Below are 23,963 nucleotides of genomic sequence, written 5' to 3'. Positions count from 1 at the left end.
GCTGATCAACGATCGACGGATCCCATGATCACGTCGATAGAGCCAAGGATCGCCATGATGTCGGCAACCTTGTGTCCCTTCAGGATGTGAGGAAGGATCTGCAGATTGTTGCTGTCTGCGGCACGAATCTTGAAGCGCCAGGGTGTGACGTCGTTGTTGCCCTGAATGAACACGCCAATCTCGCCCTTCCCAGACTCCAGTCGGGTGTAGAGCTCGCCATTGGGGATCTTGAAGGTGGGTGCCACCTTTTTGGCCACGTACTGGTAGTCAAAGCCGGCGAAATTGCTGTCTTTGCCCTCGGCCATGCGTTTGGCCTCCAGGTTTTCCGTCGGACCACCAGGAATCATGTCGCAGGCCTGGCGAAGAATCTTGAGGGATTGGCGCATTTCTTCGACACGAACCCTGTAACGGGCGAAGCAGTCGCCCTCTTTCTCCCAGACCACATCCCAGTCGAAGTCGTCGTAGCACTCGTAATGGTCAACCTTGCGCAGGTCCCACGGCACTCCAGAAGCCCTCAGCATCGGGCCGGAAAGGCTCCAGTTGATGGCTTCTTCCCTGCCGATCACGCCTAGCCCCTCAATGCGCCGGCGGAAGATCGGATTGTTGGTGATCAGCTTTTCGTATTCATCGATCTTGGGGCCGAACCAGTCACAGAAGTCGCGACATTTTTCCAGCCAGCCCCAAGGCAGATCGGCTGCAACACCACCGATGCGGAAGTAGTTGTTGTTGATCAGGCGTTGACCGGTGGCTGCCTCCCAGAGGTCGTAGATCATCTCCCGCTCTCGGAAAATGTAGAAAAACGGCGTCTGGGCGCCGACATCAGCAAGGAAGGGACCCAGCCAGAGCAGATGATTGGCGATGCGGTTCAGTTCCAACATCAGCACTCGGATGTAACTGGCCCGCTTCGGAACAGGAATATTCGCCAGCCTTTCAGGGGCGTTCACGACGATCGCTTCGTAAAACATGCCCGCCGCATAATCCATCCGGCTCACGTAGGGCACGAACATCACGTTCGTTCGGTTTTCGGCGATCTTCTCCATGCCGCGATGGAGGTAGCCGATTACCGGCTCGCAATCGAGGACATCCTCTCCATCGAGAGTCACCACAAGGCGCAACACCCCGTGCATTGAGGGGTGGTGGGGGCCGAAGTTGACCACCATCGGCTCCGTGCGCGTTTCCATCTGCGTCATGGGGCCGTGGCAGAGCAAGTGCGTTGGATCTTAGGAAGGACCCATGCCCGATCTGCCATCCAGCCCCGCCCAGGGCTTCATGCATGTGCCGGTTCTGGCCGAACCGTTGATGCAAACGCTGGCTGCAGAGCTCAGTGAACAGCGCCAATCAGGCGTGTTCATTGATGCGACGCTGGGTGGTGGTGGCCACAGCGGGTTGTTGCTGGATCGCTATCCACAGCTGCGTCTGCTGGGGCTCGATCACGATGAAACTGCCCGTTTGGCCGCGGCCGAGCGGCTGGAGCAGCATGGGGATCGCGTCACGATCGTGGCGACCAATTTCGCTGATTACACCCCTCCCCACCCGGTTGCATTGGTCCTGGCCGACCTTGGGGTGAGCAGCCCTCAGCTGGATGTGGCGCAGCGGGGATTCAGCTTTCGGCTGGATGGTCCCCTCGACATGCGGATGGATCAAGTTGGGGGAGGGGAAACCGCGGCTGAACTGATTGCAAGGCTGGACGAATCAGATCTGGCGGATTTGATCTACGCCTATGGAGAGGAGCGCTTGTCGAGGAGGATTGCCCGCAGGATCAAGGCTGATCTGGACGCCAGCGGTGCCTATGCCGGCACGGCGGCACTGGCCTATGCGGTGGCTGGCTGTTATCCACCCAAGGCCCGCCGTGGTCGGATTCATCCGGCCACACGCACGTTTCAGGCCCTGCGGGTTGCGGTCAATGATGAGCTGGCGGTGCTGGACCGCTTGTTGCAACAAGCCCCCGACTGGCTCCAGCCTGATGGCCTGCTGGCAATCATCAGTTTCCATTCCCTTGAGGACCGGCGTGTGAAGACGGCCTTTCTCAGTGACGATCGCCTGCAACGCGTCACTCGGAAGCCATTGAGAGCAGACGAGTCAGAGCAGCAGCTCAATCCGCGCAGTCGCAGCGCAAAGTTGCGCATTGCCCGCCGCCGACCCCCAGAGCCAAGGTCTGAAGCATGACCTGGGCTTGGACGAGTGATGGGGTTTGGTGGATTGCACTGCTGGTTCAGCTTCTGTCGATTCCAGGCTCGTTTTTGCCCCTGCTTCCAGGCTTGATTTGGTTGCCGGTGGGATCCCTTGTCTGGATGGCGGCTGTGGGTTGGGCTCAGGCCTGGCCTGAGTTTGTTCTGGCGCTGGTGTTGTTCGGCTTGGGTCTCATCGCTGATCTCCTTGCTCTTGGATTGGCATCTGCACGTCTGAAGGCCAGTCGCTGGTCTGCGGCGGGAGCCGGTGTGGGGTTGCTTGTGGGAGTGCTGGGTTTGCTGCCGGCTCTGCCGTTCGGCGGGCCACTGCTGGGGGCCTTGTTGGGGCCATGGCTCGGAGCAACGCTGGTGGAAACCTGGGTCACAACAAAGCCACCCCGGAATCTGGGGTGGCTTGAAGCGTTGCGTCAGGGATCGGTAGTGGGTCTGGCTGTTGTGGCAGGGCTTCTGATTAGTCGCCTTGCTCAGCTGCTACTGGCACTGCTGGGTGTCGCAGCGTTTGTTGCTCTGAGCTCTTTTTAACTGTTGAGAAAACCAGTTTGATCATCAGTGCCAAATAGCTGGCGATAAGCAGCCAGCGAGATACAAATCACCGCGGGACTTGCGACGAGCAGGCCAACACCATTGAGAATAATTCCGAAGGTCAAAATAATCGTGTTGACGATCAACAGCAAAAGCATCCACCACCATGTGGCGTCAATAATCTTTTGGCCTTTCTGAATGTTTTCAACCGGATTGCCTGTTTGTAGAAGTGCAATAGCAGGTAAAAGTTTTTGGTTGACTGAGAGATAGATAAAAATCACCACCCCTGCAATCAGGGGGATGAAGCCGGCGAATGTGCTTGCTGCAAAAAATTCATTGGTGAGCCACCGAAGCACCAAAACAATGATGGAAACGATGATGGCAAGAACGATCTGATTGATGAATAAACGTCCGGCTGCATTGCCGTCCCAGCGCACCAAGTCAGAGAATGAAGGCTTGTCTCCATTGAGCGACTTCCAGGCTCCGCGGATCAGACCGGTGATTCCCCAGAGGCTGATGATTGTGCTGCCAATGGCAACAACGAGAAAATAAGCAATGGGTACGCTGTCGTTCGCTAAGGCGTGTGCTCCACGCACGATGATCTGAAACAGAATCCAGATGCTGCCAGCCAATAGGGTGAACAGCACCAAAGGCCATGGGGCTCTGGCGAACGCATTCCATCCGTCTTCAATGGCTTGAAGCACGTGTAGCCGCTGCTTGGCCGGTGTCTCAGTCATGAATCACTGGGGAACTTGCGCGGAAGGTAGCTTCTCTGACACTTTTTTCCAGAGGTTGTGTTACTCGTCTTCTCGTTTCAGCGCTTGGTCAATGTCTGAATCGCGGTTGTGATCACCTCGATCGCCCCGTCAATGTCCGCTGCTGTGGTGTCACGTCCCAGGCTCAGTCGCAAGGATCCTTCCGCCTCGAGATGGCTTCGGCCAATGGATCGCAGCACGTGAGAGGGTTCACCGCGACTGCAAGCAGAACCGCTGCTGCAGGCCAGTCGGGATCGCAGTGCCCGATGCAGGCGACTACCTGAGATGTCGGGCACTGTGAGATTGAGGTTATGGGCCAGCCGAGGTTGCAGCGCCCCGTTGATCTGGATTGTTGGATTGCGATTTTTGAGCCCTTCCCACAGCTGATCTCTCAAAGCCTGGAGTCGAGCCTGGCGGTCCTCCAGGTCTTGCATGGACAGCTCGGCTGCAGCCGCCATGCCCATGATCAGGGGCACCGGTAAGGTGCCCGCCCGCAGCCCCTGCTCTTGTCCTCCACCCCACTGAAGCGGTTGTAGCTGCGTGCCAGATCTCACCACCAGGGCGCCGATGCCTTTCGGTCCATTGAATTTGTGTGCACTGAGACTGATCAACGCACAACCCAGTGCTTCGGCATCCAGGGGGAGATGCCCGTAGGCCTGGGCCGCATCGGTGTGCATCGTGATGCCGTGGCTGCTGCAGACGGCACTCAGGGCCTGGATCGGTTGGATCACGCCGATCTCGTTGTTGGCCACCATCACGCTGACCAGCTGGGTGTTGGGCTGAATGGCTTGTTCCAGCTGTTGTTCCTTGATCAGGCCGTTCTTTTGTGGAGTCAACAACGTGATCTCAAATCCCTCCTGCTTCAGCTGCAGAAGGGGGTCGAGCACCGCGTGATGCTCACTGGCCACACTGACCAGATGGCCTGGTCCACCGTCGGACAGCGCGCGAGCCCTGGCGTGGCCCAGCAGCGCCAGGTTGTTGGCTTCGGTGGCGCCACTAGTGAAGATCAGTTCCTCGGATCTGATCCCCAGGCTGCTCGCAAGGCGTTCTCTGGCTGAGCCAATTGCAGCGGCGGCTGTCAAACCAAGACGATGTTGCCGGCTCGATGGATTGCCCCACTGCTCTCGCCACCAGGGCTCCATCGCCTGGATCACTGAGGGATGACAGGGTGTGGTGGCCTGGTGATCGAGGTTGATCACAACTTCACTGCGCTCAAGTTGGGTTTGTGGTCAGCATGGTGTGACTCTCAGATTGTCGCGATGCACTCCATTCGTTGGGTCTTCAGTTTGGGTCTGCTGGCGTCGGCCGCTTTTCAGCCCGCCTTCGCTGAGGGGTTCGATCGGGAGCAGATCCTGGAGCAAATGAAGGCATCGCGCCCGCTCGATCTGGTGGTGATTGATCAACGTGATGGAGCTCAGCAATACACGCTTGGGATCTTTGCGGTTGAGAGAGACTCAGTGGATCCTGAAATGCGCAGGTTCAAGCTTTGGCACGAATCTTCCGACAATTTGTTGATACCAACTGAGTCGGTGAACTGCGGTCTTGAGCAACCGTTGCGGGTGACCCGGGATACATCATCCGTCTATGTACGCAAACTCAATCCAGGGGGGCCTTGGCATGCGTCCACGCGCGAAGACCATCTGGTGTGGTGGGCGGCCTGTCATCCCGACCTTGCTGGCCAAGATCCTGCCGGTCTCGCGGACAAGGCCAGAGAGCTCGGTTATTCCACTGAGTTGATCGAATCCCAGGAAGTGTTGCGGTTGCCAGCGCCCTAACGCCCCTAGATTCCGGCCAGATGAGGTCAGGCCTTGACAACCTCCCAGTCCGAACAACCCTCCCAGGCCTCTCAGCCTGAACAGTCAACCCCGTCTGAACAGCCCAAACCGTCCGAACAGCCAACGGTGCGACTGCTGCTGGTGGACGATGAACCTGGGCTGCGTTCAGCAGTACAGGCCTACCTCGAGGATGAGGGATTTGATGTCACCACGGCTGTGGATGGTGAGGATGGTTTCGCCAAGGCGCAGCAGATGCTGCCAGACGTGGTGATTAGCGACGTGATGATGCCCCGGCTCGATGGTTATGGGCTGCTCAACAAGCTCAGGTCTGATGAGCGTCTGGGCGGTACACCCGTGATCTTCCTCACCGCCAAGGGCATGACGGCGGATCGCACCCAGGGCTATCTGGCGGGTGTTGACGATTACATTCCCAAACCCTTTGACCCGGATGAGCTGGTCGCGCGCGTGACCAACGTGGCTCAGCGTCAGCAGCGACTGTTGCAGGAAGCAGCCCGCTTCGCGGATGCCGACATGGGTCAGATGGCCAAACAGATCACGGAGATTCGCTCTCTGCTCGCTCAGGCGGAGGCACTGCCATCCAGCGACCCTGTGCAGCACAATTTCACGCCCAGGGAATCCAGTGTTCTGCAACTGGTGGCGGAAGGATTGATGAACAAGGAAATCGCTCGCCAGCTGGAGACATCAATCCGAAATGTCGAGAAGTATGTGAGCAGATTGTTTATCAAAACCGGCACGTCCAGCCGAACGGAGCTGGTGCGTTACGCCTTGCAGCATCGTTTGGTGGAGTGACAGGCCAACAGGCAGAGCCTTTGCCTGAAGGTTGGCGTCCAGCCGCACTCAATCAGGGATGGACGTACAGGGACATCACGGGCTCTGACGATCAAGGCACGCTGATCAGCGTGCTGATGGCTCAGCGTTACGGCCACTCCTGCGAAGACGTCTGGCTTCGCCGAATCGCTGCTGGTGAACTCCGACTCAACGGAAAGCTTCTGCTCAAGGATCAACCGCTGCCGGATCAGGCAGAACTGCTCTGGTGCCGTCCTCCATGGATCGAGCCGGCCTTCCCCGACATCTGGTCGGTTGTGCATGACGACGGGGATCTGCTGGTAATCAACAAACCGTCCGGACTGCCGGTGATGCCCGGTGGCGGCTTTCTGCAGCACACGCTCTCCACTCTTTTGGATCAGCGCAGTCGCCAGCTGGGTGAGCCCCTGGTTGCCAAACCCGTGCATCGCCTCGGTCGCTTCACCTCCGGATTGCAGGTGTGTGCACGCCAGCCCGCCACCAGAGCCGCTCTTTCGCGAGCTTTTAAGCCGTCCTCAGGAACCCGAAAGCTCTATCAGGCCTGGTCCCAGCGTGTCGCAGGGCTTGAGTTCGGGAGGCCTCTTGCGGTGAATACGGATGTGGTCGAGCGGCCCCATCCCTTGCTGGGCTGGGTCTGGGGACCGTTGCCCCCAGCGGATGGGTTAATCCGGCGACGTCTGAAAGCCCACAGCGAATTGACGCTGCTGGAACGCTGTCCCCAGGGAGATCGTCTGCAGGTGGCGATCACAACGGGTCGCCCTCATCAGATCCGCATTCATCTCGCGCAACTGGGGTTTCCCCTGCTTGGTGATCCGCTCTACCTGAACGATCAGCGCATCAGTGATGTCGCCACTCCGGGAGACGGGGGCTATCGGCTCCATGCCTGGCGTCTGCAGCTGGATGATCTGCATGTCAGCTGTGAGCCGCCATCGACGTTCTGATGCTGCTCAAACTCGCCAAGACTTGTCAGCATCGAGTGAGTTCAGAGGTTGATGCCATGCCCAGGTCGGTCTCCGCGGTTGTTGTTGGCTCGCTGCTGTGTCTGCTCGCGGGCTGTTCCATCGGCGGTTCCGGGGGCGATCAGCGGCAGGCCATCAAGCTCAAGGTGCTGTTCTGCAATGTGGAATCAGGCACCTTCATTGATGCCAATCGTGATTCGGTCCTGTCGGTGGGTGATTCGGTCAGCTACCGACTTGCCGTGGCACGGCTGGGCGGAGCAGTGCAGGGGTGTGAACAGGCGAATGGTTCCTTCTATGGGCTTGAACAGGTGGTTGAACGACGAGTCCTCAAAGGCGAAACCGTGTTCCTCACCCATGTCCAGGGAACCCTCACCTTCAAGGACGGCAATATCCAGACCCGTTCTCTTGGCTCGCTTCAGTCCAGCGCCGCTGTGACACCAAGCCTGGAATCAGGGACATTGACTCTCTCGCTCGGAGATTTGTTCCCTAGCAATCACGGGGCGACCCTGATCGGTCAGGGCGGCGCTTTCAGCGGCACTGTGGGGTCTGCTGACTTTGTCAGTGATACCCCTCCCTACGCGCTGCTCAAGTTGCACAGTCAGTTCGGGTCCTGACGGATCCTGAGCCCTGGTCTTTTCGAGGTGCTGTTCAGGCCTTCTGAAATTCGATCAGCCTGGAGAAGTAGAACGGCGCTTTGTTGAGGCTGCGTCGTACGGGTTTGAAGCCGCAGGCTTCCGCGGCCGCCACAATCCCTTTCTCCTTGAGGGTGTAGGCGCGGGTGGTTTTGCTGGGGCCTGGGAATAACTGGCCGATACCTTTTAGTGCTGCCAGGAGCGGCGTGTAGGGCGCGAAGCTCACGATCAGGCGTTGTTCGCTGAGAGAGCAGAGGTGCCGCACCATCTCTTCAGCAGCCTCCTGGGGGTAGTGAATGAACACATCCAGGCAGCACACGGTGTGGAATGAGCCGCTGAGACTTTCCAGATCACTGGCTGCGAAATTGAGCTTGGCCATGTCTAGGCCCGCATCACGCGCCCGGCGCTCAGCTTCCTTGGTCATGGCTTCAGAGATGTCGCTGGCATTGATGAAGCCTGCTCCCATGCGCGCCAGGGGGAGGCTCAAACTGCCGACGCCGCAACCGGCATCGCAGAAACTCACGTTATTGAACTGCCCACTCTCCTCGATCCAGGACAGCACTTCATCAACGGTTTTCTGGTGTCCGATCCTGATATTCCGCTGGACCTTATTGACGTCATCGCTATCGCTGTAGATACGGTTCCAACGATCGAATCCCGTCGTCTCGAAATAGCCCTTCACTTCCTGTTTCTCGGCCTGCTTGTCATTCAGCAGTTGCTCGGGGGCCATCAATTCACTCGCAGCGGCGGAATCTTAAGCAGCCTGCCGCCAGGCCAGCTTTCGTTCTGATTCGTTCCATTCCCAGCGCAGCAGATCGTCCAGTCCATCTCCAATCAACAAGGGGTCTTCAAGGCGTTCCGCCAGCACTTCTCTGGGAGCCATGGTGGAGGCCCAGATCGCACCATCCGCATCACCGCTCCAGCTGGCTAGACGGCAGGTGCCTTCGAGCAAAGGCAGGGTCACACCGGCCAAGGTGCCGTCCTCCAGTCGGCAGGTTCCGTTGTTCACCAAGAGCACTCGCTCATCCCAGCGATGTTCACCCTCCGCCAGCCCGTAGGGCGCCAGAGCATCACTCACCAGCACCAGCTGATCCCCCGCCATCTTCTGCAACAACACCGCAGTGGTGGGATGCACATGCACTCCATCGGCAATCAGTCCAAGCGCAATGTCGCCCCGACGGCAGGCTTCTCCCAAGGGCCCAGGAGCGCGGTGGTGCAGTCCCGGCATGGCATTGAAAGCGTGCGTGATCATCTCGACGCCCTGTCTGAACGCCAGGGCTGCCTGATCGGCATCTGCGGTGCTGTGACCCAGAGCCAAATGGATGCCGAGCCCTTTGAGTTCGTTGATCAACGCCGGAGCACCCGGTTGCTCCGGCGCCAAGGTGATCAGGCTGATGTCGTTTTCAAATCCTGCGATCCGTGCCTTTAGGGCCGCGACGCTGGGGGCAGCGATGTGCTCCAACGGGTGTGCACCCCGCCGTGCTTCCGCAAGGAACGGGCCCTCAAGGTGTGCTCCCAGCAGCTGGCAGCGGCCCGCTTGATGCCGTTCACGGGCCTGCCGGAGCACGGATAGGGATTGGCGTAGCGGGGCCACAGCACAGGTGACCAGGGTTGGAGCGATCGCCTCGACCCCATCGCGCCAAAGCAGCTCCAGCAACTCCAGGAGTTTCGGCAAATCCTGTTGCGTGAGCTCCGTGAAGGCCAGGCCCAACCCCCCATTGATCTGCAGATCGATCCCCCGACGACTAAGCCTGTCTCCATGCCAGCTTTCCCCGGCCATCGCCCCACCGGCCGGCATCGGACCAGCGGCAATGATCAGATTGCGATCATCCAGGCTGAGCCAGGACAGACCTGCAGGGTCGTGGTTTCCGGGGCGCTTGGGCAGACGCACATCGGTGATCCGACGCATGCGGTTGGGCCGGCTCAGGCCGGTGCGGGACGATGGCAGTCTCGCTGTCCTTCCGGTTCTTGCCTGTGGCCGAGTTGCCATCCCCCCCCATTAATCCAGGTTCGGCGCCCAGGGTTGCCGTCATCATGGGCAGTGATTCCGACCTTCCCAGCCTCCACCCTGCCGTCGAGGTGCTGGAACAGCTGGGGGTGGCGGTGGAGGTCCGCGTGCTCTCGGCGCACCGCACGCCTTTGGAGATGGTCAGCTTCGCCCAGCAGGCCCGCCAGCGTGGGCTGGCCGTGATTGTGGCCGGTGCCGGTGGCGCAGCTCATTTGCCTGGAATGGTGGCCGCACTGACCACCTTGCCTGTGATTGGCGTACCGGTGCAGAGCAAAGCACTGTCAGGCGTCGACTCATTGCATTCGATCGTGCAGATGCCCGGTGGTATTCCCGTGGCCACGGTGGCGATCGGCGGAGGTCTGAATGCAGGCTTGCTGGCTGCACAGATCCTTGCCGTCGAGGGTGGTGCGCTGGCGGAACGTCTGGAGGCCTACCGCCAGCAGCTTCATGACACGGTTGTTGAGAAGGATGTCCGTCTGAAGGATCTGGGCAGTCGTGACTATCTCGAGCGAATGACTTGATCCCCGGCCATTGCCGACCTTCGCTGTTGCCGCCAGCCGGCATTTTTGGTGCCATGAGGTGAGTGCCGTTTTCAAGCTGAGCTCCTTTTGATCTGCACCTCCTTCAAGCCATGACGTCCTGGCCAGCCTGGATTCGCTGGGGATTGGTGCTGCCGTTGCTGACCCTCAACCTGTTTGTGATCCGTCAGCTCCTCCTGCCACTGGCTCCCTTCCCAGGACTGTTTCTCACCGCCGCGCTGATTGCGTTTCTGCTGGATATTCCCTGCCGCTGGCTCACCGGTCGAGGGATGCGCCGCTGGGTGGCGATCGTGCTTGTCACTCTCGCCACGATCGGGGCATTGGTCTTCGCTGCGCTGACCCTGGTGCCGCTGCTGATTGAGCAGCTTGGCCAGTTGATCAATGCTCTGCCTGGACTGCTCTTGGCGGCCCAGGAGTGGGTGAACCGTCTCCAGGAGTGGGCCGCAATCCGTGGTCTGCCCACCGAGTTTGGTGATCTCAGCAGTGATCTGCTCTCCCGTGCAAGCTCCGTGGCCAGCCAGCTCAGCCAGAGCTTGCTCAGTATTCTCGGGGCCACACTCGGCACCACGATCAACACGGTGATCGTGCTGGTGTTGGCTGTGTTCTTCCTGATCGGAGGTGAATCGATCACGAAGGGTCTGGCCCGCTGGCTTCCGGATGCCTGGCGTTCGTTGGTGACCAGTACCCTGGCTCGCACTTTTCGTGGCTACTTCGGCGGGCAGGTGCTGCTGGCGCTGATCCTGGCCTTGGGTCAGATCGTGGTGTTCACCCTTCTCAAGATCCCCTATGGCGTGCTGTTCGCCGTGCTGATCGGATTCACAACCCTGATCCCCTACGCCAGTGCTTTGACAATCGTCGCCGTGAGCGGGTTGCTCGCTTTTCAGGATCCCAGTGCAGGCCTAGAGACTCTGGTGGCTGCGATCGTGGTCGGTCAGATCGTTGACCAGGTCATTCAGCCGCGTTTGATGGGTAGCATCGTGGGGTTGCAGCCGGCCTGGCTGCTGATTGCCCTGCCCCTGGGAGCGAAGGCTGGAGACCTCTACGGCCTTGGAGAGTTGTTGGGTCTGCTGCTGGCGGTGCCTGTCGCCAGCTGCCTCAAGACGTTCGTGGATGCCTGGGCAGAGCGTCAGGGCATCCACGCGGTCGTCAGCAATGCGGTCGTTAGCGAGGTCAGCGCTGGGCAGGAATGATGTTCCGGGAGATCAGCTCGTTCACCACCTGATTCACGCAGTGCGCCAGGTCTGCTGCCCCGGTGTCGACGCATAGTTCCGGAGTGTCTGGTGCTTCATAAGGGCTGGAGATTCCCGTGAACTCCTTGATGTCCCCGGCACGTGCCTTCGCATACAGGCCTTTGGTGTCGCGCTGTTCGCACACATTCAGATCAGCGGCACAGAAGATCTCGATGAAATCTCCGTCGCTCACCAAGTTGCGCGCTTTGTCGCGGTCAGCACGGAACGGCGAGACGAATGCCGTCAAAACGATGGCGCCGGAATCCAAAAACAGTTTGGAGACCTCACCGATGCGCCGGATGTTCTCTTCACGGTCGGCATCGGAAAATCCCAGGTCCTTGCAGAGGCCATGGCGAATGTTGTCGCCGTCGAGCACATAGGTGCTCAGTCCTCGTTCGAACAGGGCCTGATTGACCGCGTTGGCAAGCGTGCTTTTGCCCGCACCGCTCAGGCCTGTGAACCAGAGAATGGCGCTTCGGTGTCCCCGTTGTTCAGCGCGGGCTGCTCGATCAACCGATGCCTGATGCCAGGCGATGTTGGTGGAAGCACCCTGGTTGGTCAGCTGGCCGTGGCTGGACGAAGCGTTCATTGGGATCCGGCGGTCTGGGGCCGCCATTGTCCCTCAACTTGTCCTTCAGCTTGAATCTCTTTGAGCCTCGGTCAGCTTCAGCCCCCAGCGCGCTTGGGACGGTAGCCCTCCTTGTTGAGCAGTTCCAGCGCGAGCTCCACCTGATCGCCTTGAAGTTCGATCAGGCCGTCTTTTGCGGTGCCACCGCTGCCGATGCGTGTCTTGAGTTTCTTCAGCAGTGCTTTGAGTCCTTCTTGGTTGAGCTCCAGACCGCGGATCACCGTCACGGTCTTGCCGCCCTTCCCCCCACGGGTCGGCTGCACCCGAACGATTTGCTGGGCTTTCGCAGTGGGTTGCTTCTCGGGGCTGCTCGGCCGCTGCAGACTGTCTGTGTTGCTGAATTCCTGCCACCCGCCTTTCGGCATCGCTTCTGCGCATCCGACACCATCCTGCCGTTCTCGTGATGACCGACTCAGCGTCCACGCCTCGATGGGCTGACTCAAGCCAGGGCCTTGGTCGCTGGATCGAACACTTGATCGGTATTGCTCTGCTGAGGCGTCCCCTGTTTTTCCAGGCACGTCAGCTGATTATCCGAACGGCGGAACGCAACGGCATTCCCTGGAGAGTCCGTCGCCGTGAACTCAAGAAGGCTGCAGCACCATTGTTGTCGAGCAGCATCACTCCAGGCCTGGTGCCGCCCGCCTACTACGTGGCGCGTTTTCACGCCTATGAACAGGGCAATCTCTGCTGGCAGGCTGCTGCTGAAGCGGAGCAAGCCACCGATGCGATGGCCCTGCGCATCTGGCCGGACGAGGCGCTGGCACCGTCTGTGGCCCAGGCCCGTCTGCGGGATGAGATCCACCGCGCTTTGGCGCCGCTCCTGAACGGATCCATTGATCAGGTGCTCGATCTTGGCTGTTCAGTGGGAGTGAGCACGTTGTATCTCGCAAGCTGGTTGGCTGAGCGGGCAGAGCAGCGCCAAGAGCCCGCACCTCGGATTCAGGGCCTGGATCTTTCCCCCGACATGCTCGCAGTGGCTCGTGTGCGGGATCGGGAGGGACTCGTGGATGGCTGGTTGCATGCAGCGGCGGAGGACACGGGTCTGGTGGATGCGTCCTTTGACCTGATCAGTCTTCAGTTCGTTTGCCATGAGCTGCCTCAGGATGCGACCCACGCCGTGCTGGGGGAGGCTGCTCGGTTGTTGCGGCCAGGAGGTGCTCTGGTGATGGTGGATCAGGATCCCGCCTCCTCCGTGCTTCAGCGCCTTCCGGCGGCAGTCGCCACATTGCTCAAAAGCACCGAGCCCTATATCGAGCAGTACTTCAGCCTCGATATGGCTGCGGCCCTGCGGACGGCAGGGTTCTGGAATCTTCAAATCAGTGCCTGTGATCCACGGCATCGCGTGATTGCCTGCTTACGCTGAGCAAACGCTTCAAAGGCCGCGCGCGCGGTCAGCTGCACCTTGACCAGCACCCTGCCACCCAAGCCAACCGCTCAGGATCTGGCCGTCAGCTCCAGGCCTGCCTCCTCCGGTCGTTTCGGCCGTTTCGGTGGTCAGTACGTGCCTGAAACGCTCATGCCTGCCCTGGCTGAGCTGGAGACGGCCGCGGCTGAGGCCTGGAAAGATCCGGCTTTCACCTCAGAGCTCAACCGCCTGCTGCGCAACTACGTGGGCAGGGCCACACCTCTCTATGAAGCTGAGCGGCTCACAGCCCATTACCGCCGCAGTGACGGCGGACCCAGGATCTGGTTGAAGCGTGAGGACCTCAATCACACTGGCGCCCACAAAATCAACAATGCGCTCGGGCAGGCCTTGCTGGCCCTGCGAATGGGCAAAAAGCGAATCATTGCCGAAACAGGAGCTGGTCAGCACGGGGTTGCGACGGCCACGGTCTGCGCTCGCTTCGGCTTGGAGTGTGTGGTGTACATGGGTGCTGAAGACATGCGCCGTCAGGCTCTGAATGTATTCCGCATGCGTCTTCTTGGTGCCAGCGTTCAGCCTGTGACCGCCGGCACCGCCACGCTCAAGGACGCCACCAGCGAGGCCATCCGTGACTGGGTCACGAATGTGGAGACCACGCATTACATCCTCGGGTCAGTGGCAGGCCCCCACCCCTATCCGATGTTGGTTCGCGACTTTCATGCAGTGATCGGAGAGGAAGCCAGGGACCAATGCCAGCAAGCGTTCGGTCGTTTGCCGGACGTGTTGATGGCTTGCGTTGGTGGGGGTTCCAACGCCATGGGTCTTTTTCATCCCTTTGTGGAGTGCAGCGATGTGCGTCTGATCGGAGTTGAGGCCGCCGGTGATGGCGTCGCCACAGGCCGTCATGCCGCCACAATGACTGAAGGCAGGGTCGGTGTGCTTCACGGTGCCATGAGCCTTTTGCTGCAGGATCAGGACGGGCAGGTGCAGGAAGCTCATTCGATCAGTGCCGGCCTGGATTACCCCGGAGTTGGGCCAGAACACAGCTACCTGCGCGAGATCGGCCGGGCCGAATACGGCGCCGTGACAGACGCTGAAGCGCTCCAGGCCCTTCAACTGGTGAGCCGACTGGAGGGCATCATTCCTGCCCTCGAGACAGCGCATGCATTCGCCTGGCTTGAGACCCTCTGTCCAACGCTGCCGGATGGCACTGAAGTGGTTTTGAACTGCTCTGGTCGTGGTGACAAGGATGTGAACACGGTCGCCGAGCAGCTTGGCGACGCACTCTGAAGATTCAGAGCATGTATCAGCTGAGTAAGCGCTCCAGGGTGACAGCAACGGAGTTGACGGCTGCACGAGCGGTCGCGTAGGCCATCCGCATGGGGCCGATCAGGGCAACCTGGCCCACGCCTCCGTCACCGCTGCGATAGCTGGCCTGAACGACTGAGCAGCGGCTCAATGCTGTCTCAGGATGCTCCTGGCCGATCCAGACGCGTCCGTCGGACCAGTCAGGTGCGGGAACAAACGCTGCCGGGTCACTGTCCATCAGGTCGAGAAGAGGCCTCACCCTGGCGCTGTCACTGAATTCGGGTTCAGCCACGAGCCGCGACACCCCATGCACTAACGGTGCCTGCTCGATCGGGCGTTGGAAGGGATTGCCGTTCTCCAGCGCGTCCTTAAGTGCCCTTCCGCAGGATTGCAGCTGCTGTGGCAGACAGCTCCAGTCCAGCTTTCCGGCCTGCACCAGTTGGTCTGAGGTCCAGCGTTCTAAGGCTTCTACCTGACCGGCACTGCCGTGGGGCAGCCGCAGATTGAGGTGATGGGCCTGGCTGGAATCGCCAACGAGCATCACCAGCAGGCGGTCTTCACTGCGCACAAGGCGAATGGTTCTGAGATTGCTCTGGGATCGTTGCGGCGGGCTGATCAGGCTCATCAGACCTGTGAAATCCGTCAGCCGGCGTGCCAGCTGCAGCAGCAGGTCATCCAGTGCCGCCCAGCGCAGGCTCAGCTGGGTCAATTCCCGCTCCAGGTGATGGGCACCCGCACCGGGTTCGGGCAGAAGGCAGTCCACATAGTGGCGGTAGCCCTGGGGGCTGGGCACGCGACCCGCTGACGTGTGTGGCTGGGTCAGGAGTCCACGCTGTTCCAGAGCTCCCATGGCCGAACGCACCGTGGCCGAACTCGCTTTGATTCCGAATCTTTGCACTAAAGCGCGACTGCCCACCGGTTCGATGGTGTCGACATAGTGGTGGACCGTGGCCTGAAGAACCTCCTGCTGTCGTCGGGGCAGCGGCTTCACGGAGATCACCTTTCGGATAGAGATCTTACGAAGAATCAGTCAGGGAGATTGGTCCCTGTCATGAATGCATGCCGTTCGCCTGACTGGCGCGCTGATCAGTGGCAGGGCGTTCAGTAGCGCGGCACTGCGGGATCCACCACAACGCTCCAGGCATCAATGCCACCCTCGAGGTTCCAGACGTCCAGGGATGGTCGATTCTCGAGCAGCCAGCAACCGAAATTCCAGCTGCGCACACCGGCATGGCACAGCACAACGATCGAACCACCGTTTGGCAGCACGTCATCAATGCTCTCCATCCAGTTTTCAGCATCACTGAGGGGCAGATGCTTCACCGGGTGCGGAAATGGAGCGATCACCAGTTCCTGCTGCTCCCGCACATCCACAACGGTCAGATCGGTGTTGTCGTTGAGCCAGTCGTTCAGTTCGCTGGCCTTGAGGGGTTTGGGGGTGGGTCCATTCATCGCTTCAGTCTGGCTTTGGGCTGGCACAGCACCATGGATGGATAGAAGATGAGCACCATGTGCTTCACCGCCTGTTCATGAAAGGGCGCTCGTTCCTGTTGGCTCTGGTCGCTGTGGCGATGGTGCTGCTCACCCTGGCGCTGGGTATTTGGTGGGCGATGGCTCGTCAGAGCCCGCTGCGGATCATGGACCGGCCACTTGAGCTGCCCCGCGCAGCACGGTTTATGCCAAGTGATGCAGCCCTGACGCTGCACTGGCTGGTCGACTCGCGTCAGGTGCCTGCTTACGCCCAGGCCGTTGCGCCCGTTCGCCAGCGCCAACTGGTGAATGACAGCACCCGTCAGCTCAGAGATGGTGCCTTTGCTCTGGCCGGCCTTGACTTCAGCACTGAGCTGGCAGGCTGGATTGGGCCCGAGGTCAGCTTCGCAGTGCTTGACGCTCCTGTACAGCAGTCCGGGGAACAACCCAAGCAGGGTTGGGTCCTGGCACTGTCCAGCCGTGATGAAGATGGGGCCAAGCGCTTTCTGCAGCGTTTCTGGCAGACCCGAAGCCTGGCAGGCACCGATCTGCAGATCTCCCGCTACCGCGGTATGGGACTGATCAGCGGTCGCGGTGCCCTGCTGGGAAGAGATCCCCAACCGATCGCCACGGCCTTGATCGACGACGATCTGCTGTTGCTGGCTTCAGGGCGAGGTGTGCTTGAACAGGCGCTGGATGTCTCTCAACTGGACAGTCAGCATCAGCTCGGAGACCCTTTTCTGGCGGCTGATCTGCAGAGCTTCGGTCGTGGTGCTGCCGTTCTGATTGCCACCCCTGGTGCGATGAACCGCTGGCTGGGGGTCCCCTCAGCGATCACTGCCCGTGAAGACCTGCAAGGGCTGGTGGCATCGCTGACACCGCAGGGCGCTGATCTGGCGCTTGATGCCGTGGTCCACTTCCGTGAGCCTCTGATTCCCAGGATGTCTCAGCTGGCGGACAGCGATGTGTTGCTTAGAGATGCCGGTGGTGATGCAGAGACAGTCGCCCTGCTGACGAATCCTGCGGATCTTCTGGCTGCCGATGCCAATGAGCCTCTGGCTCAGTGGATCTCTCCCCTTCTGCGGCAGTCGATCGAATCTTTGTCGACCGGGGCCGCGGCTGTGGTCGCCGGTCTCGATGAGGGGCCCATGCTTTGGCAGCAAGGGCCGCAGGGCTGGGTGTTAGGTACCCGGCCGAATCGTCCCGATCCCGAAGTGGTGGATCAGCGACTTCAGGGGCTTGGGTTGACAGGCTCCACTCTCGACAGCGAAGACCAACCTGTTCAGGTCTGGACCCGTCTGGCTCGTCAACGACGTCGAGGAGAGGAGTCGCTACAAGCTGAACTTGCTGTCGCTCTGGAGCGGCATACCGGTGTGAACTGGTGGGCAGAGACCCTCGATGGTTTGCGCCGTCGCGGTGAGAGTGGTGACCTGATGCAGCGACAGCAGCAGCTGCAGGAGCTGCAGTCCGCGAGTCAGTCAGCGCTGTCTCAGCAACTGGCACTCGCTGCGGCGCCAAGTCGTTTGCACCTGGGTCAGTGGCGACCCTGGGAGCTGGTACAGGGTGTGGCAGGCCGATCACTGTTGCCAGCTGTGAAAGGTTTGGCTGTCTCTGCTGGGGCTGACCCGAACGCCACCTCTGTTCAGGATGAACGTGTGAGCAGCTTGCGTCTGCGTGCGCGACTCCAGCTCGGTTGATCTTCTTCTCCTGCGCCATGGCATTGCCGCAGAACGGGTCTGCGGCCGTGATCATCCCGATCGCCCCCTAACCGATCGCGGCATGCGGCGAACTCTGGAGGTTGTCCGACAACTGCGGAGGCTGGATGTTCAGGCGGACACACTGATCAGCAGTTCTTACCGGCGATGCAGGCAGACCGCTGAGTTGGCGGTCCAGGCTGGGTTGGCGAAATCTATCCGTCTGGATTCAGCCCTGGAGCCAGGCGGTGACCCGTGGCCGTTGGTCTCTCGAGCGTCCGGCCGTTGCCTGTTGGTTGGCCATGAGCCAGATCTGAGCACTCTTGCGGCGACGCTGATCGGAGCACCCGCCAGCAGCCTGCGCTTGCACAAGGCGGGATACTGCCATCTCAGTTGGCAGGAAGACCTGAGCGATCCTCGGGGTCAGGCTGAACTGCAGGCATTACTCAGGCCTCGTCTTTTGCTCCCGCGCTCCGTTTAAGTTGCCCTTGCGCTGAAGCGGAGGTTGGTGAGTCAGAACGATGGTGCCGAGATCCGTCATGAGCGAACGGGTCTGGTGTTCCGCCCCGGACTTGAGGGGGTGCCTGCCACCCAGTCGTCCATCTGTGACATTGATGGCCATGCAGGCTGCTTGTCCTATCGCGGCTACCCCGTCGACGATCTGGCCACCCACTGCAGCTTTCTGGAGACCACCTACCTGCTGATCTGGGGGCAATTGCCCACTCCTCAGCAGTTACGCGACTTTGAGCACGAGGTGCAGATGCACCGACGCGTGAGTTTCCGCGTCAGGGACATGATGAAGTGCTTCCCCTCCGATGGGCATCCGATGGATGCTCTGCAGTCCAGCGCAGCGTCTTTGGGTCTGTTTTATTCCCGTCGTGCTATCGACGACCCTCAGTACATCTATGACGCGGTGGTTCGGCTGATCGCCAAGATCCCGACCATGGTCGCCGCCTTTCAGCTGATCCGTAAAGGCCAAGATCCCATTCAGCCCAGGGACGATCTGGCGTATTCCGCCAATTTTCTCTACATGCTCATGGAGCGTGAGCCGGACCCCATGGCCTCAAGGATTTTTGATCAGTGCCTGATCCTGCATGCGGAGCACAGTCTCAATGCGAGCACTTTCAGTGCCCGCGTCACCGCCAGCACACTCACCGATCCTTATGCGGTCGTCGCCTCTGCCGTCGGCACGCTGGCTGGTCCCCTTCATGGCGGTGCCAATGAAGATGTCCTCGCGATGCTCGAGGAGATCGGCACACCAGATCAGGCCGCGGGCTATCTCGACGAGGCCATGGCCAGCAAGCGCAAGATCATGGGATTCGGTCACCGTGAATACCGCGTCAAAGATCCTCGTGCGGTGATTCTTCAGGCTCTCGCTGAAGAGATGTTCAAACGCTTTGGTCACGATGAGATGTACGACGTGGCCAGAGCTCTGGAGACAGCGGCGGAAACCCGACTCGGCCCAAAAGGGATTTATCCCAATGTGGATTTCTATTCCGGACTTGTTTACCGCAAGCTGGGTATTCCCAGAGATCTGTTCACCCCGGTCTTTGCCATCGCAAGAGTGGCCGGATGGCTTGCCCACTGGCGTGAGCAGCTTGGTGCCAATCGGATCTTTCGGCCATCTCAGATCTACACAGGCAGTGATCTGCGCCATTGGACGCCACTGGAGGCCCGAGTTCCAACCATCACCACTTAAGTTACATTCATCACACCTTTGCTCATGGTGACTTTCCTCGCCACCAGCGCACCGGCTCTGGTCAGTCCAGGCCTGGATCTGGAACGAAGTTTCAGTCAAGCTCTCGCGGGCTTTGGACTGTCTGAGCAGGCAGCTCGCTTGATCTGGCTGCCACTACCCATGCTGTTGGTGCTTGTTGCAGCAGTGGTGGGGGTTCTCGTCACCGTTTGGCTCGAACGCAAGATCTCAGCAGCGGTTCAGCAGCGCATCGGACCTGAATATGCCGGGGCACTCGGTGTTCTTCAGCCCTTGGCTGATGGTCTCAAATTGCTGGTGAAGGAAGACATCATTCCCGCCAGGGCCGACAGTCTGTTGTTCACGCTCGGCCCTGTTCTGGTCGTTGTTCCAGTGATTCTGTCCTGGTTGATCGTTCCCTTCGGTCAGAACCTTTTGATCAGCAATGTGGGTGTGGGCATTTTTCTGTGGATCTCTCTCAGCAGCGTTCAGCCGATCGGCCTGCTGATGAGCGGATACGCCTCGAACAATAAATATTCCCTGCTCGGAGGTCTCAGGGCAGCTGCACAGTCGATCAGCTACGAGATTCCCCTCGCTCTCGCTGTGCTTGCGGTGGTGATGATGAGCAATTCCCTCAGCACCGTCGATATCGTCGATCAGCAAACTGGAGCGGGAATCCTCAGCTGGAATATCTGGCGCCAACCTGTCGGCTTTTTGATTTTCTGGATCTGCGCCCTGGCGGAATGTGAACGCCTTCCGTTCGACCTCCCCGAAGCGGAAGAGGAGCTGGTTGCCGGCTATCAGACCGAATACGCCGGCATGAAGTTCGCGCTCTTCTACCTCGGCAGCTACATCAATCTGGTGCTCTCAGCTCTGCTGGTTTCGGTGCTCTATCTCGGTGGCTGGGGCTTCCCATTGCCGGTGGAATGGCTGGCTGGCTGGCTGGGGCAATCGGTCGATGCTCCTCTCGTCCAGGTGATCACAGGCACAACAGGCATTGTGATGACCGTGCTGAAGGCCTATCTGCTCGTTTTCATTGCCATCCTGCTGCGCTGGTCGACGCCGCGGGTGCGCATTGACCAGCTGCTTGATCTTGGTTGGAAGTTCCTGCTGCCACTGGCTTTGGTCAATTTGCTCGTGACCGCAGCGCTGAAGCTTGCCTTCCCGGTCGCCTTCGGGGGTTAGGTTTAATTACCTAGGCTCCTGCTCAACGGTCACTCCGTCTCCCTTCCCTCAGGCCATGTTCGGTTTTCTCAAACAGGTTGGTGACTACACCAGAGATGCCGTTGACGCGGCGCGCAATCTCACTCAGGGTCTGGCCGTCACCTTCGACCACATGAAGCGCCGTCCCGTCACGGTGCAGTATCCCTACGAGAAGCTGATTCCCTCGGAGAGGTATCGCGGCCGCATCCATTACGAGTTCGATAAATGCATTGCCTGTGAGGTGTGCGTGCGCGTCTGCCCGATCAATCTGCCCGTGGTGGATTGGGTGATGAATAAGGCCACCAAAAAAAAAGAACTGAGGAATTACTCGATTGATTTCGGGGTGTGCATTTTTTGTGGAAATTGCGTGGAGTACTGCCCCACCAATTGCCTTTCGATGACGGAGGAGTACGAGCTGGCGGCATTTGATCGTCACAGCCTCAACTACGACAACGTCGCACTGGGGCGTCTCCCTACCAGCGTGACCACCGACCCATCAGTTCTGCCTCTGCGGGAATTTGCTTACCTTCCGGCCGGCGAAATCGATCCCCATGTTGTGGATCCCGATCGCCCACGGGCCGGGCAGCGACCCGATCAGCTGCTGGCTGCCATGAAGTCAGCCGCAGCTGTTTCAACAGTGGATGCGGGAGAATCGACCACGGTGTCCACGGATCGCAAGGAGAGTGCTGAATGACGATCGCAGCGTCAACGCAACTGATCTGCTTTCTGGTGCTCAGCTCTGTGGTTGTGCTGGGAGCTCTCGGGGTGGTGTTGCTCAGCAACATCGTTTATTCGGCCTTTCTGCTTGGGGGCGTGTTCCTGGCAGTGGCTGGTTTGTATCTGTTGCTCAATGCCAGTTTCGTTGCTGCAGCTCAGGTGCTGGTCTACGTCGGTGCTGTGAACGTGCTGATCTTGTTTGCGATCATGCTCGTCAACAAAAAGGAAGACCTTGCTCCAATTCCAGGGTTGACCGTGCGTCGCTTGCTTTCTGGTGGCGTCTGTGCCGGCCTCTTCGCCTTGTTAACAAGGGTCGTCCTCACAACTCCGTGGGCGGAAGGGCCAGAGCCGATTGGCGAAGACGCCACGGTTCGAATCGGTGAGCACCTCTTCACGGACTATCTGCTTCCCTTCGAGCTGGCCTCGGTTCTTCTGCTGATGGCCATGATTGGGGCCATTGTGCTGGCTCGACGCGATGTTCAGGCCGTCGATCCAGGCACTGGTGAACTTGCGGATCAAGGCCTGATTGAAAAGGCCCGGACTCCCCTGCTGGTTGATCAACCACCTTCCTGACCTTTCCCTGCCTTCTTGTCATGCTCTCCGAGCTGCTGTCCGGTTCCGTTCCTCTCGAGGCCTATCTGCTTGTCGCCGCAGTGCTGTTTTGCACGGGCGTCTGGGGACTGATCAACAGTCGTAATGCTGTGAGGGTGCTGATGAGCATCGAGCTGATGCTCAATGGTGTGAACATCAATCTGATGGCGTTCTCCTCCTATGTGGATGGCCAGCTGATCCGTGGTCAGATTTTCTCAGTGTTCGTGATCACCGTGGCTGCTGCTGAAGCGGCGGTTGGCCTGGCCATTCTTTTGTCGCTTTATCGCAATCGCGTCACAGTGGACATGGAACGCTTCAACCTTCTGCGCTGGTAGGGCCAGCGCCCTCATCATGCGTCTGCATCGGGTCTGGTTGATCTATAGGGCTGAAAGCCCTCTGGCTCTGAAAGAGGCCAAGGCCTGTGCCAAGACGCTCGAGTCTCTTGGCGTGACAGTGTCTGTGGCCATGAGCGGTCTCAGCGCGGATCCCTTCCCAGGCCTGCTCGCGTCGGAACCGGAACTCCCTGACCTGGCGGTGGTGCTTGGAGGCGACGGCACGGTTCTTGGTGCTGCAAGGCATCTGGCTGTTTATGACGTGCCGATTCTCTGTTTCAATGTCGGCGGTCATCTGGGCTTCCTCACCCATGAACCAGGGCTGATTCGGCGTGATGGTCTGTGGCGACGCCTGCAGGACGACCATTTCGCGATGGAACGTCGCATGATGCTGCAGGCTGTGGTGAATCGAGCCGATGATCTCAACTGTTCCGTGTCTGGAGAAGGGGGGCAGGCCGCGGATGGCATTGAGCGTCATTGGGCTCTGAATGATCTGTATCTGCGTCCCTGTCAGGAGGATCTTGCGCCCACCTGCACCCTTGAACTGGAGATTGACGGAGAAGTGGTTGACCAGGTCCGCGGAGATGGTTTGATCCTGGCGACTCCAACCGGTTCAACCGGCTACGCCATGGCCGCCGGAGGACCCATCCTCCACCCAGGAATTGACGCCATCATCGTGAGCCCCATCTGTCCGATGAGTCTGTCCAGTCGTCCGGTGGTGCTTCCACCCAGGTCGAGATTGGTGATCTGGCCACTGGGAGACGGATATCGGCCGGTGAAGCTCTGGAAGGACGGTGCCAGTGGGCCGGTGCTGTGCCCTGGTGAATGCTGCGTGATTCAAAGGGCTCCCCATCATGCGCTGATGGTTCAGCTCGAGCAGTCGCCCTCTTACTACCGCACCCTTTCACGCAAGTTGCACTGGGCCGGGAGCCTGGTGGACACGATGCCCTCGCCCAACTGAAAGCTCAGCGATGCCCCTTGAGATCGAACGCCGTTTCCTTGTGACCGGGTCTGGCTGGCGTGCCCATGCAGGAGAGCCACAGCACCTCAGACAGGGCTATCTGGTCTCGAGTGAGGAGGGTTTCACCGTCCGGGTGCGGCTTCGGGCGGATGGAAAAGCTTGGCTCACACTCAAGGCGCCCGCGGAGGGAATCGCGCGTCATGAATTTGAATACGAACTGCCGTCTGCTGATTCCGAAGCCCTCTGGACGCTTGCTCCCCATCGGTTAATCAAGACCCGGTTTGCCTTGTCGCTTCCCGGTGGCGAGTGGGTGGTGGATTGCTTTGAAGGAGACAATGCACCGCTGGTGCTGGCGGAGGTAGAGCTCAGTGACGCCTCAGATCTCGTTAACCAACCCGAGTGGTGTGGTCGGGAGGTCACCGGCGAAGGGCTCTGGAGCAATGCAGCACTGGCTTATCAGCCAATTTCAAGCTGGCCTCTGGAGATGAGACAGCGTCAAGGTCTGGAGTCGACTTAAGACAATTACCCCACGATCCTTGAAAGAGTCTTTGGTTTTCCTTTAGATTTGGA

The 23,963-nt window shown here is 59.7% G+C and carries 28 protein-coding genes; 19 read left to right on the top strand and 9 right to left on the bottom strand.

What is annotated here, in order from left to right; all coding sequences use genetic code 11:
• Positions 1-5: 5 nt before the first annotated feature.
• Positions 6-1,190 (bottom strand): NAD(P)H-quinone oxidoreductase subunit H, encoded by a 1,185-nt coding sequence (locus DXY37_RS05295; RefSeq protein ID WP_115125692.1) that lies wholly within the window; start codon positions 1,188-1,190, stop codon positions 6-8.
• Between the two features lie 43 nt (positions 1,191-1,233).
• On the opposite strand from DXY37_RS05295, the gene rsmH reads away from it, so the two are divergent.
• Positions 1,234-2,166 (top strand): 16S rRNA (cytosine(1402)-N(4))-methyltransferase RsmH, encoded by a 933-nt coding sequence (gene rsmH, locus DXY37_RS05290; protein WP_115125691.1) that lies wholly within the window; start codon positions 1,234-1,236, stop codon positions 2,164-2,166.
• Complete coding sequence (locus tag DXY37_RS05285; protein WP_115125690.1) at positions 2,163-2,711, top strand: DUF456 family protein; 549 nt, start codon at positions 2,163-2,165, stop codon at positions 2,709-2,711. Before rsmH ends, DXY37_RS05285 begins: the two co-directional genes overlap by 4 nt.
• Here DXY37_RS05285 and DXY37_RS05280 read toward each other — a convergent pair.
• Positions 2,708-3,415: a hypothetical protein gene (locus tag DXY37_RS05280; RefSeq protein WP_244276893.1), complete on the bottom strand. Its 708-nt coding sequence runs from the start codon at positions 3,413-3,415 to the stop codon at positions 2,708-2,710. The genes DXY37_RS05285 and DXY37_RS05280 overlap by 4 nt on opposite strands.
• A gap of 110 nt (positions 3,416-3,525) precedes the next feature.
• Positions 3,526-4,665, bottom strand: coding sequence for a cysteine desulfurase family protein (locus DXY37_RS05275; RefSeq protein ID WP_115125688.1), 1,140 nt, complete (start codon positions 4,663-4,665; stop codon positions 3,526-3,528).
• Positions 4,666-4,725: 60 nt separating this feature from the next.
• On the opposite strand from DXY37_RS05275, the gene DXY37_RS05270 reads away from it, so the two are divergent.
• The 4 genes from DXY37_RS05270 to DXY37_RS05255 all read left to right on the top strand — a co-directional run bounded on the left by DXY37_RS05270 (position 4,726) and on the right by DXY37_RS05255 (position 7,639).
• Positions 4,726-5,241, top strand: coding sequence for a hypothetical protein (locus tag DXY37_RS05270; protein WP_115125687.1), 516 nt, complete (start codon positions 4,726-4,728; stop codon positions 5,239-5,241).
• Between the two features lie 126 nt (positions 5,242-5,367).
• Positions 5,368-6,051 carry a response regulator transcription factor gene (locus DXY37_RS05265; protein WP_115125980.1) on the top strand — a complete coding sequence of 228 codons (684 nt, stop codon included), beginning with the start codon at positions 5,368-5,370 and terminating at the stop codon, positions 6,049-6,051.
• On the top strand, positions 6,048-7,007 hold the full coding sequence (locus tag DXY37_RS05260; protein ID WP_244276892.1) for an RNA pseudouridine synthase: 960 nt from the start codon (positions 6,048-6,050) through the stop codon (positions 7,005-7,007). The genes DXY37_RS05265 and DXY37_RS05260 overlap by 4 nt, the downstream gene beginning before the upstream one ends.
• Positions 7,007-7,639, top strand: a complete 633-nt coding sequence (locus DXY37_RS05255; RefSeq protein ID WP_115125686.1) for a hypothetical protein — start codon at positions 7,007-7,009, stop codon at positions 7,637-7,639. Before DXY37_RS05260 ends, DXY37_RS05255 begins: the two co-directional genes overlap by 1 nt.
• A gap of 34 nt (positions 7,640-7,673) precedes the next feature.
• Here the strand turns inward: DXY37_RS05255 and bchM are convergent, their stop codons facing one another.
• The gene (gene bchM, locus DXY37_RS05250; protein ID WP_115125685.1) at positions 7,674-8,387 is read right to left on the bottom strand and encodes a magnesium protoporphyrin IX methyltransferase; all 714 of its coding nucleotides are present in this window, start codon (positions 8,385-8,387) and stop codon (positions 7,674-7,676) included.
• A gap of 24 nt (positions 8,388-8,411) precedes the next feature.
• Positions 8,412-9,566: an N-acetylglucosamine-6-phosphate deacetylase gene (locus tag DXY37_RS05245; protein ID WP_115125684.1), complete on the bottom strand. Its 1,155-nt coding sequence runs from the start codon at positions 9,564-9,566 to the stop codon at positions 8,412-8,414.
• Positions 9,567-9,598: 32 nt separating this feature from the next.
• Here DXY37_RS05245 and purE point away from each other — a divergent pair, with 32 nt between their 5' ends.
• Together purE and DXY37_RS05235 are read left to right on the top strand one after the other, a co-directional pair.
• A complete protein-coding gene (gene purE / locus DXY37_RS05240; protein ID WP_115125683.1) occupies positions 9,599-10,186 on the top strand; it encodes a 5-(carboxyamino)imidazole ribonucleotide mutase in 588 nt (195 codons plus the stop codon).
• Between the two features lie 110 nt (positions 10,187-10,296).
• Positions 10,297-11,394 carry an AI-2E family transporter gene (locus DXY37_RS05235; protein WP_115125682.1) on the top strand — a complete coding sequence of 366 codons (1,098 nt, stop codon included), beginning with the start codon at positions 10,297-10,299 and terminating at the stop codon, positions 11,392-11,394.
• Here DXY37_RS05235 and cysC read toward each other — a convergent pair.
• Positions 11,375-12,022 carry an adenylyl-sulfate kinase gene (gene cysC / locus DXY37_RS05230; RefSeq protein WP_115125978.1) on the bottom strand — a complete coding sequence of 216 codons (648 nt, stop codon included), beginning with the start codon at positions 12,020-12,022 and terminating at the stop codon, positions 11,375-11,377. The two genes, DXY37_RS05235 and cysC, sit on opposite strands and share 20 nt — an antisense overlap.
• A 77-nt stretch (positions 12,023-12,099) precedes the next feature.
• Complete coding sequence (locus DXY37_RS05225) at positions 12,100-12,426, bottom strand: translation initiation factor (protein ID WP_067096222.1); 327 nt, start codon at positions 12,424-12,426, stop codon at positions 12,100-12,102.
• A gap of 38 nt (positions 12,427-12,464) precedes the next feature.
• Here DXY37_RS05225 and DXY37_RS05220 point away from each other — a divergent pair, with 38 nt between their 5' ends.
• Positions 12,465-13,424 (top strand): class I SAM-dependent methyltransferase, encoded by a 960-nt coding sequence (locus DXY37_RS05220; protein WP_115125681.1) that lies wholly within the window; start codon positions 12,465-12,467, stop codon positions 13,422-13,424.
• A gap of 39 nt (positions 13,425-13,463) precedes the next feature.
• Positions 13,464-14,714, top strand: coding sequence for a tryptophan synthase subunit beta (trpB, locus tag DXY37_RS05215; RefSeq protein WP_115125680.1), 1,251 nt, complete (start codon positions 13,464-13,466; stop codon positions 14,712-14,714).
• Between the two features lie 16 nt (positions 14,715-14,730).
• Here trpB and DXY37_RS05210 read toward each other — a convergent pair whose 3' ends face one another.
• Positions 14,731-15,723 carry a heat-inducible transcriptional repressor HrcA gene (locus tag DXY37_RS05210; RefSeq protein ID WP_115125977.1) on the bottom strand — a complete coding sequence of 331 codons (993 nt, stop codon included), beginning with the start codon at positions 15,721-15,723 and terminating at the stop codon, positions 14,731-14,733.
• A gap of 110 nt (positions 15,724-15,833) precedes the next feature.
• Positions 15,834-16,184 (bottom strand): rhodanese-like domain-containing protein, encoded by a 351-nt coding sequence (locus tag DXY37_RS05205; RefSeq protein WP_115125975.1) that lies wholly within the window; start codon positions 16,182-16,184, stop codon positions 15,834-15,836.
• Positions 16,185-16,261: 77 nt separating this feature from the next.
• On the opposite strand from DXY37_RS05205, the gene DXY37_RS05200 reads away from it, so the two are divergent.
• From DXY37_RS05200 to DXY37_RS05160, 9 genes are read left to right on the top strand one after another with little or no spacing between them, the layout of a single operon-like run.
• Complete coding sequence (locus DXY37_RS05200) at positions 16,262-17,899, top strand: DUF3352 domain-containing protein (RefSeq protein WP_115125976.1); 1,638 nt, start codon at positions 16,262-16,264, stop codon at positions 17,897-17,899.
• A complete protein-coding gene (locus DXY37_RS05195) occupies positions 17,877-18,377 on the top strand; it encodes a histidine phosphatase family protein (protein ID WP_115125679.1) in 501 nt (166 codons plus the stop codon). Before DXY37_RS05200 ends, DXY37_RS05195 begins: the two co-directional genes overlap by 23 nt.
• Before the next feature lie 27 nt (positions 18,378-18,404).
• The gene (locus DXY37_RS05190; protein ID WP_115125974.1) at positions 18,405-19,595 is read left to right on the top strand and encodes a citrate synthase; all 1,191 of its coding nucleotides are present in this window, start codon (positions 18,405-18,407) and stop codon (positions 19,593-19,595) included.
• Positions 19,596-19,619: 24 nt separating this feature from the next.
• Positions 19,620-20,774 (top strand): NADH-quinone oxidoreductase subunit NuoH, encoded by a 1,155-nt coding sequence (gene nuoH / locus DXY37_RS05185; protein WP_115125678.1) that lies wholly within the window; start codon positions 19,620-19,622, stop codon positions 20,772-20,774.
• Positions 20,775-20,829: 55 nt separating this feature from the next.
• Complete coding sequence (ndhI, locus tag DXY37_RS05180; protein WP_115125677.1) at positions 20,830-21,486, top strand: NAD(P)H-quinone oxidoreductase subunit I; 657 nt, start codon at positions 20,830-20,832, stop codon at positions 21,484-21,486.
• Positions 21,483-22,082 (top strand): NADH-quinone oxidoreductase subunit J, encoded by a 600-nt coding sequence (locus DXY37_RS05175; protein ID WP_115125676.1) that lies wholly within the window; start codon positions 21,483-21,485, stop codon positions 22,080-22,082. The genes ndhI and DXY37_RS05175 overlap by 4 nt, the downstream gene beginning before the upstream one ends.
• 20 nt (positions 22,083-22,102) lie before the next feature.
• The gene (gene nuoK / locus DXY37_RS05170; RefSeq protein ID WP_066909066.1) at positions 22,103-22,435 is read left to right on the top strand and encodes an NADH-quinone oxidoreductase subunit NuoK; all 333 of its coding nucleotides are present in this window, start codon (positions 22,103-22,105) and stop codon (positions 22,433-22,435) included.
• A 16-nt stretch (positions 22,436-22,451) separates the two neighbouring features.
• Positions 22,452-23,393 carry an NAD(+) kinase gene (locus DXY37_RS05165; protein WP_115125675.1) on the top strand — a complete coding sequence of 314 codons (942 nt, stop codon included), beginning with the start codon at positions 22,452-22,454 and terminating at the stop codon, positions 23,391-23,393.
• Between the two features lie 10 nt (positions 23,394-23,403).
• Positions 23,404-23,910, top strand: coding sequence for a CYTH domain-containing protein (locus DXY37_RS05160; RefSeq protein WP_115125674.1), 507 nt, complete (start codon positions 23,404-23,406; stop codon positions 23,908-23,910).
• Positions 23,911-23,963 lie beyond the last annotated feature (53 nt).

Origin of the sequence: Synechococcus sp. GEYO, from assembly GCF_900473955.1 — a bacterium.
Lineage (GTDB): Bacteria > Cyanobacteriota > Cyanobacteriia > PCC-6307 > Cyanobiaceae > Synechococcus_C.
This window is presented reverse-complemented; position numbering and strand designations above follow the sequence as displayed.

Excerpts from the sequence above, each read along its gene's own strand:
- DXY37_RS05295 (WP_115125692.1), bottom strand. The coding sequence starts at position 1,190 with ATGACGCAGATGGAAACGCGCACGGAGCCGATGGTGGTCAACTTCGGC.
- rsmH (WP_115125691.1), top strand. The coding sequence starts at position 1,234 with ATGCCCGATCTGCCATCCAGCCCCGCCCAGGGCTTCATGCATGTGCCG.
- DXY37_RS05285 (WP_115125690.1), top strand. The coding sequence starts at position 2,163 with ATGACCTGGGCTTGGACGAGTGATGGGGTTTGGTGGATTGCACTGCTG.
- DXY37_RS05270 (WP_115125687.1), top strand. The coding sequence starts at position 4,726 with ATGCACTCCATTCGTTGGGTCTTCAGTTTGGGTCTGCTGGCGTCGGCC.
- DXY37_RS05255 (WP_115125686.1), top strand. The coding sequence starts at position 7,007 with ATGCTGCTCAAACTCGCCAAGACTTGTCAGCATCGAGTGAGTTCAGAG.
- bchM (WP_115125685.1), bottom strand. The coding sequence starts at position 8,387 with ATGGCCCCCGAGCAACTGCTGAATGACAAGCAGGCCGAGAAACAGGAA.
- DXY37_RS05245 (WP_115125684.1), bottom strand. The coding sequence starts at position 9,566 with ATGCGTCGGATCACCGATGTGCGTCTGCCCAAGCGCCCCGGAAACCAC.
- purE (WP_115125683.1), top strand. The coding sequence starts at position 9,599 with ATGGCAGTCTCGCTGTCCTTCCGGTTCTTGCCTGTGGCCGAGTTGCCA.
- DXY37_RS05235 (WP_115125682.1), top strand. The coding sequence starts at position 10,297 with ATGACGTCCTGGCCAGCCTGGATTCGCTGGGGATTGGTGCTGCCGTTG.
- cysC (WP_115125978.1), bottom strand. The coding sequence starts at position 12,022 with ATGAACGCTTCGTCCAGCCACGGCCAGCTGACCAACCAGGGTGCTTCC.
- DXY37_RS05225 (WP_067096222.1), bottom strand. The coding sequence starts at position 12,426 with ATGCCGAAAGGCGGGTGGCAGGAATTCAGCAACACAGACAGTCTGCAG.
- DXY37_RS05220 (WP_115125681.1), top strand. The coding sequence starts at position 12,465 with ATGACCGACTCAGCGTCCACGCCTCGATGGGCTGACTCAAGCCAGGGC.
- DXY37_RS05205 (WP_115125975.1), bottom strand. The coding sequence starts at position 16,184 with ATGAATGGACCCACCCCCAAACCCCTCAAGGCCAGCGAACTGAACGAC.
- DXY37_RS05200 (WP_115125976.1), top strand. The coding sequence starts at position 16,262 with ATGAAAGGGCGCTCGTTCCTGTTGGCTCTGGTCGCTGTGGCGATGGTG.
- nuoH (WP_115125678.1), top strand. The coding sequence starts at position 19,620 with ATGGTGACTTTCCTCGCCACCAGCGCACCGGCTCTGGTCAGTCCAGGC.
- ndhI (WP_115125677.1), top strand. The coding sequence starts at position 20,830 with ATGTTCGGTTTTCTCAAACAGGTTGGTGACTACACCAGAGATGCCGTT.
- DXY37_RS05175 (WP_115125676.1), top strand. The coding sequence starts at position 21,483 with ATGACGATCGCAGCGTCAACGCAACTGATCTGCTTTCTGGTGCTCAGC.
- nuoK (WP_066909066.1), top strand. The coding sequence starts at position 22,103 with ATGCTCTCCGAGCTGCTGTCCGGTTCCGTTCCTCTCGAGGCCTATCTG.
- DXY37_RS05165 (WP_115125675.1), top strand. The coding sequence starts at position 22,452 with ATGCGTCTGCATCGGGTCTGGTTGATCTATAGGGCTGAAAGCCCTCTG.
- DXY37_RS05160 (WP_115125674.1), top strand. The coding sequence starts at position 23,404 with ATGCCCCTTGAGATCGAACGCCGTTTCCTTGTGACCGGGTCTGGCTGG.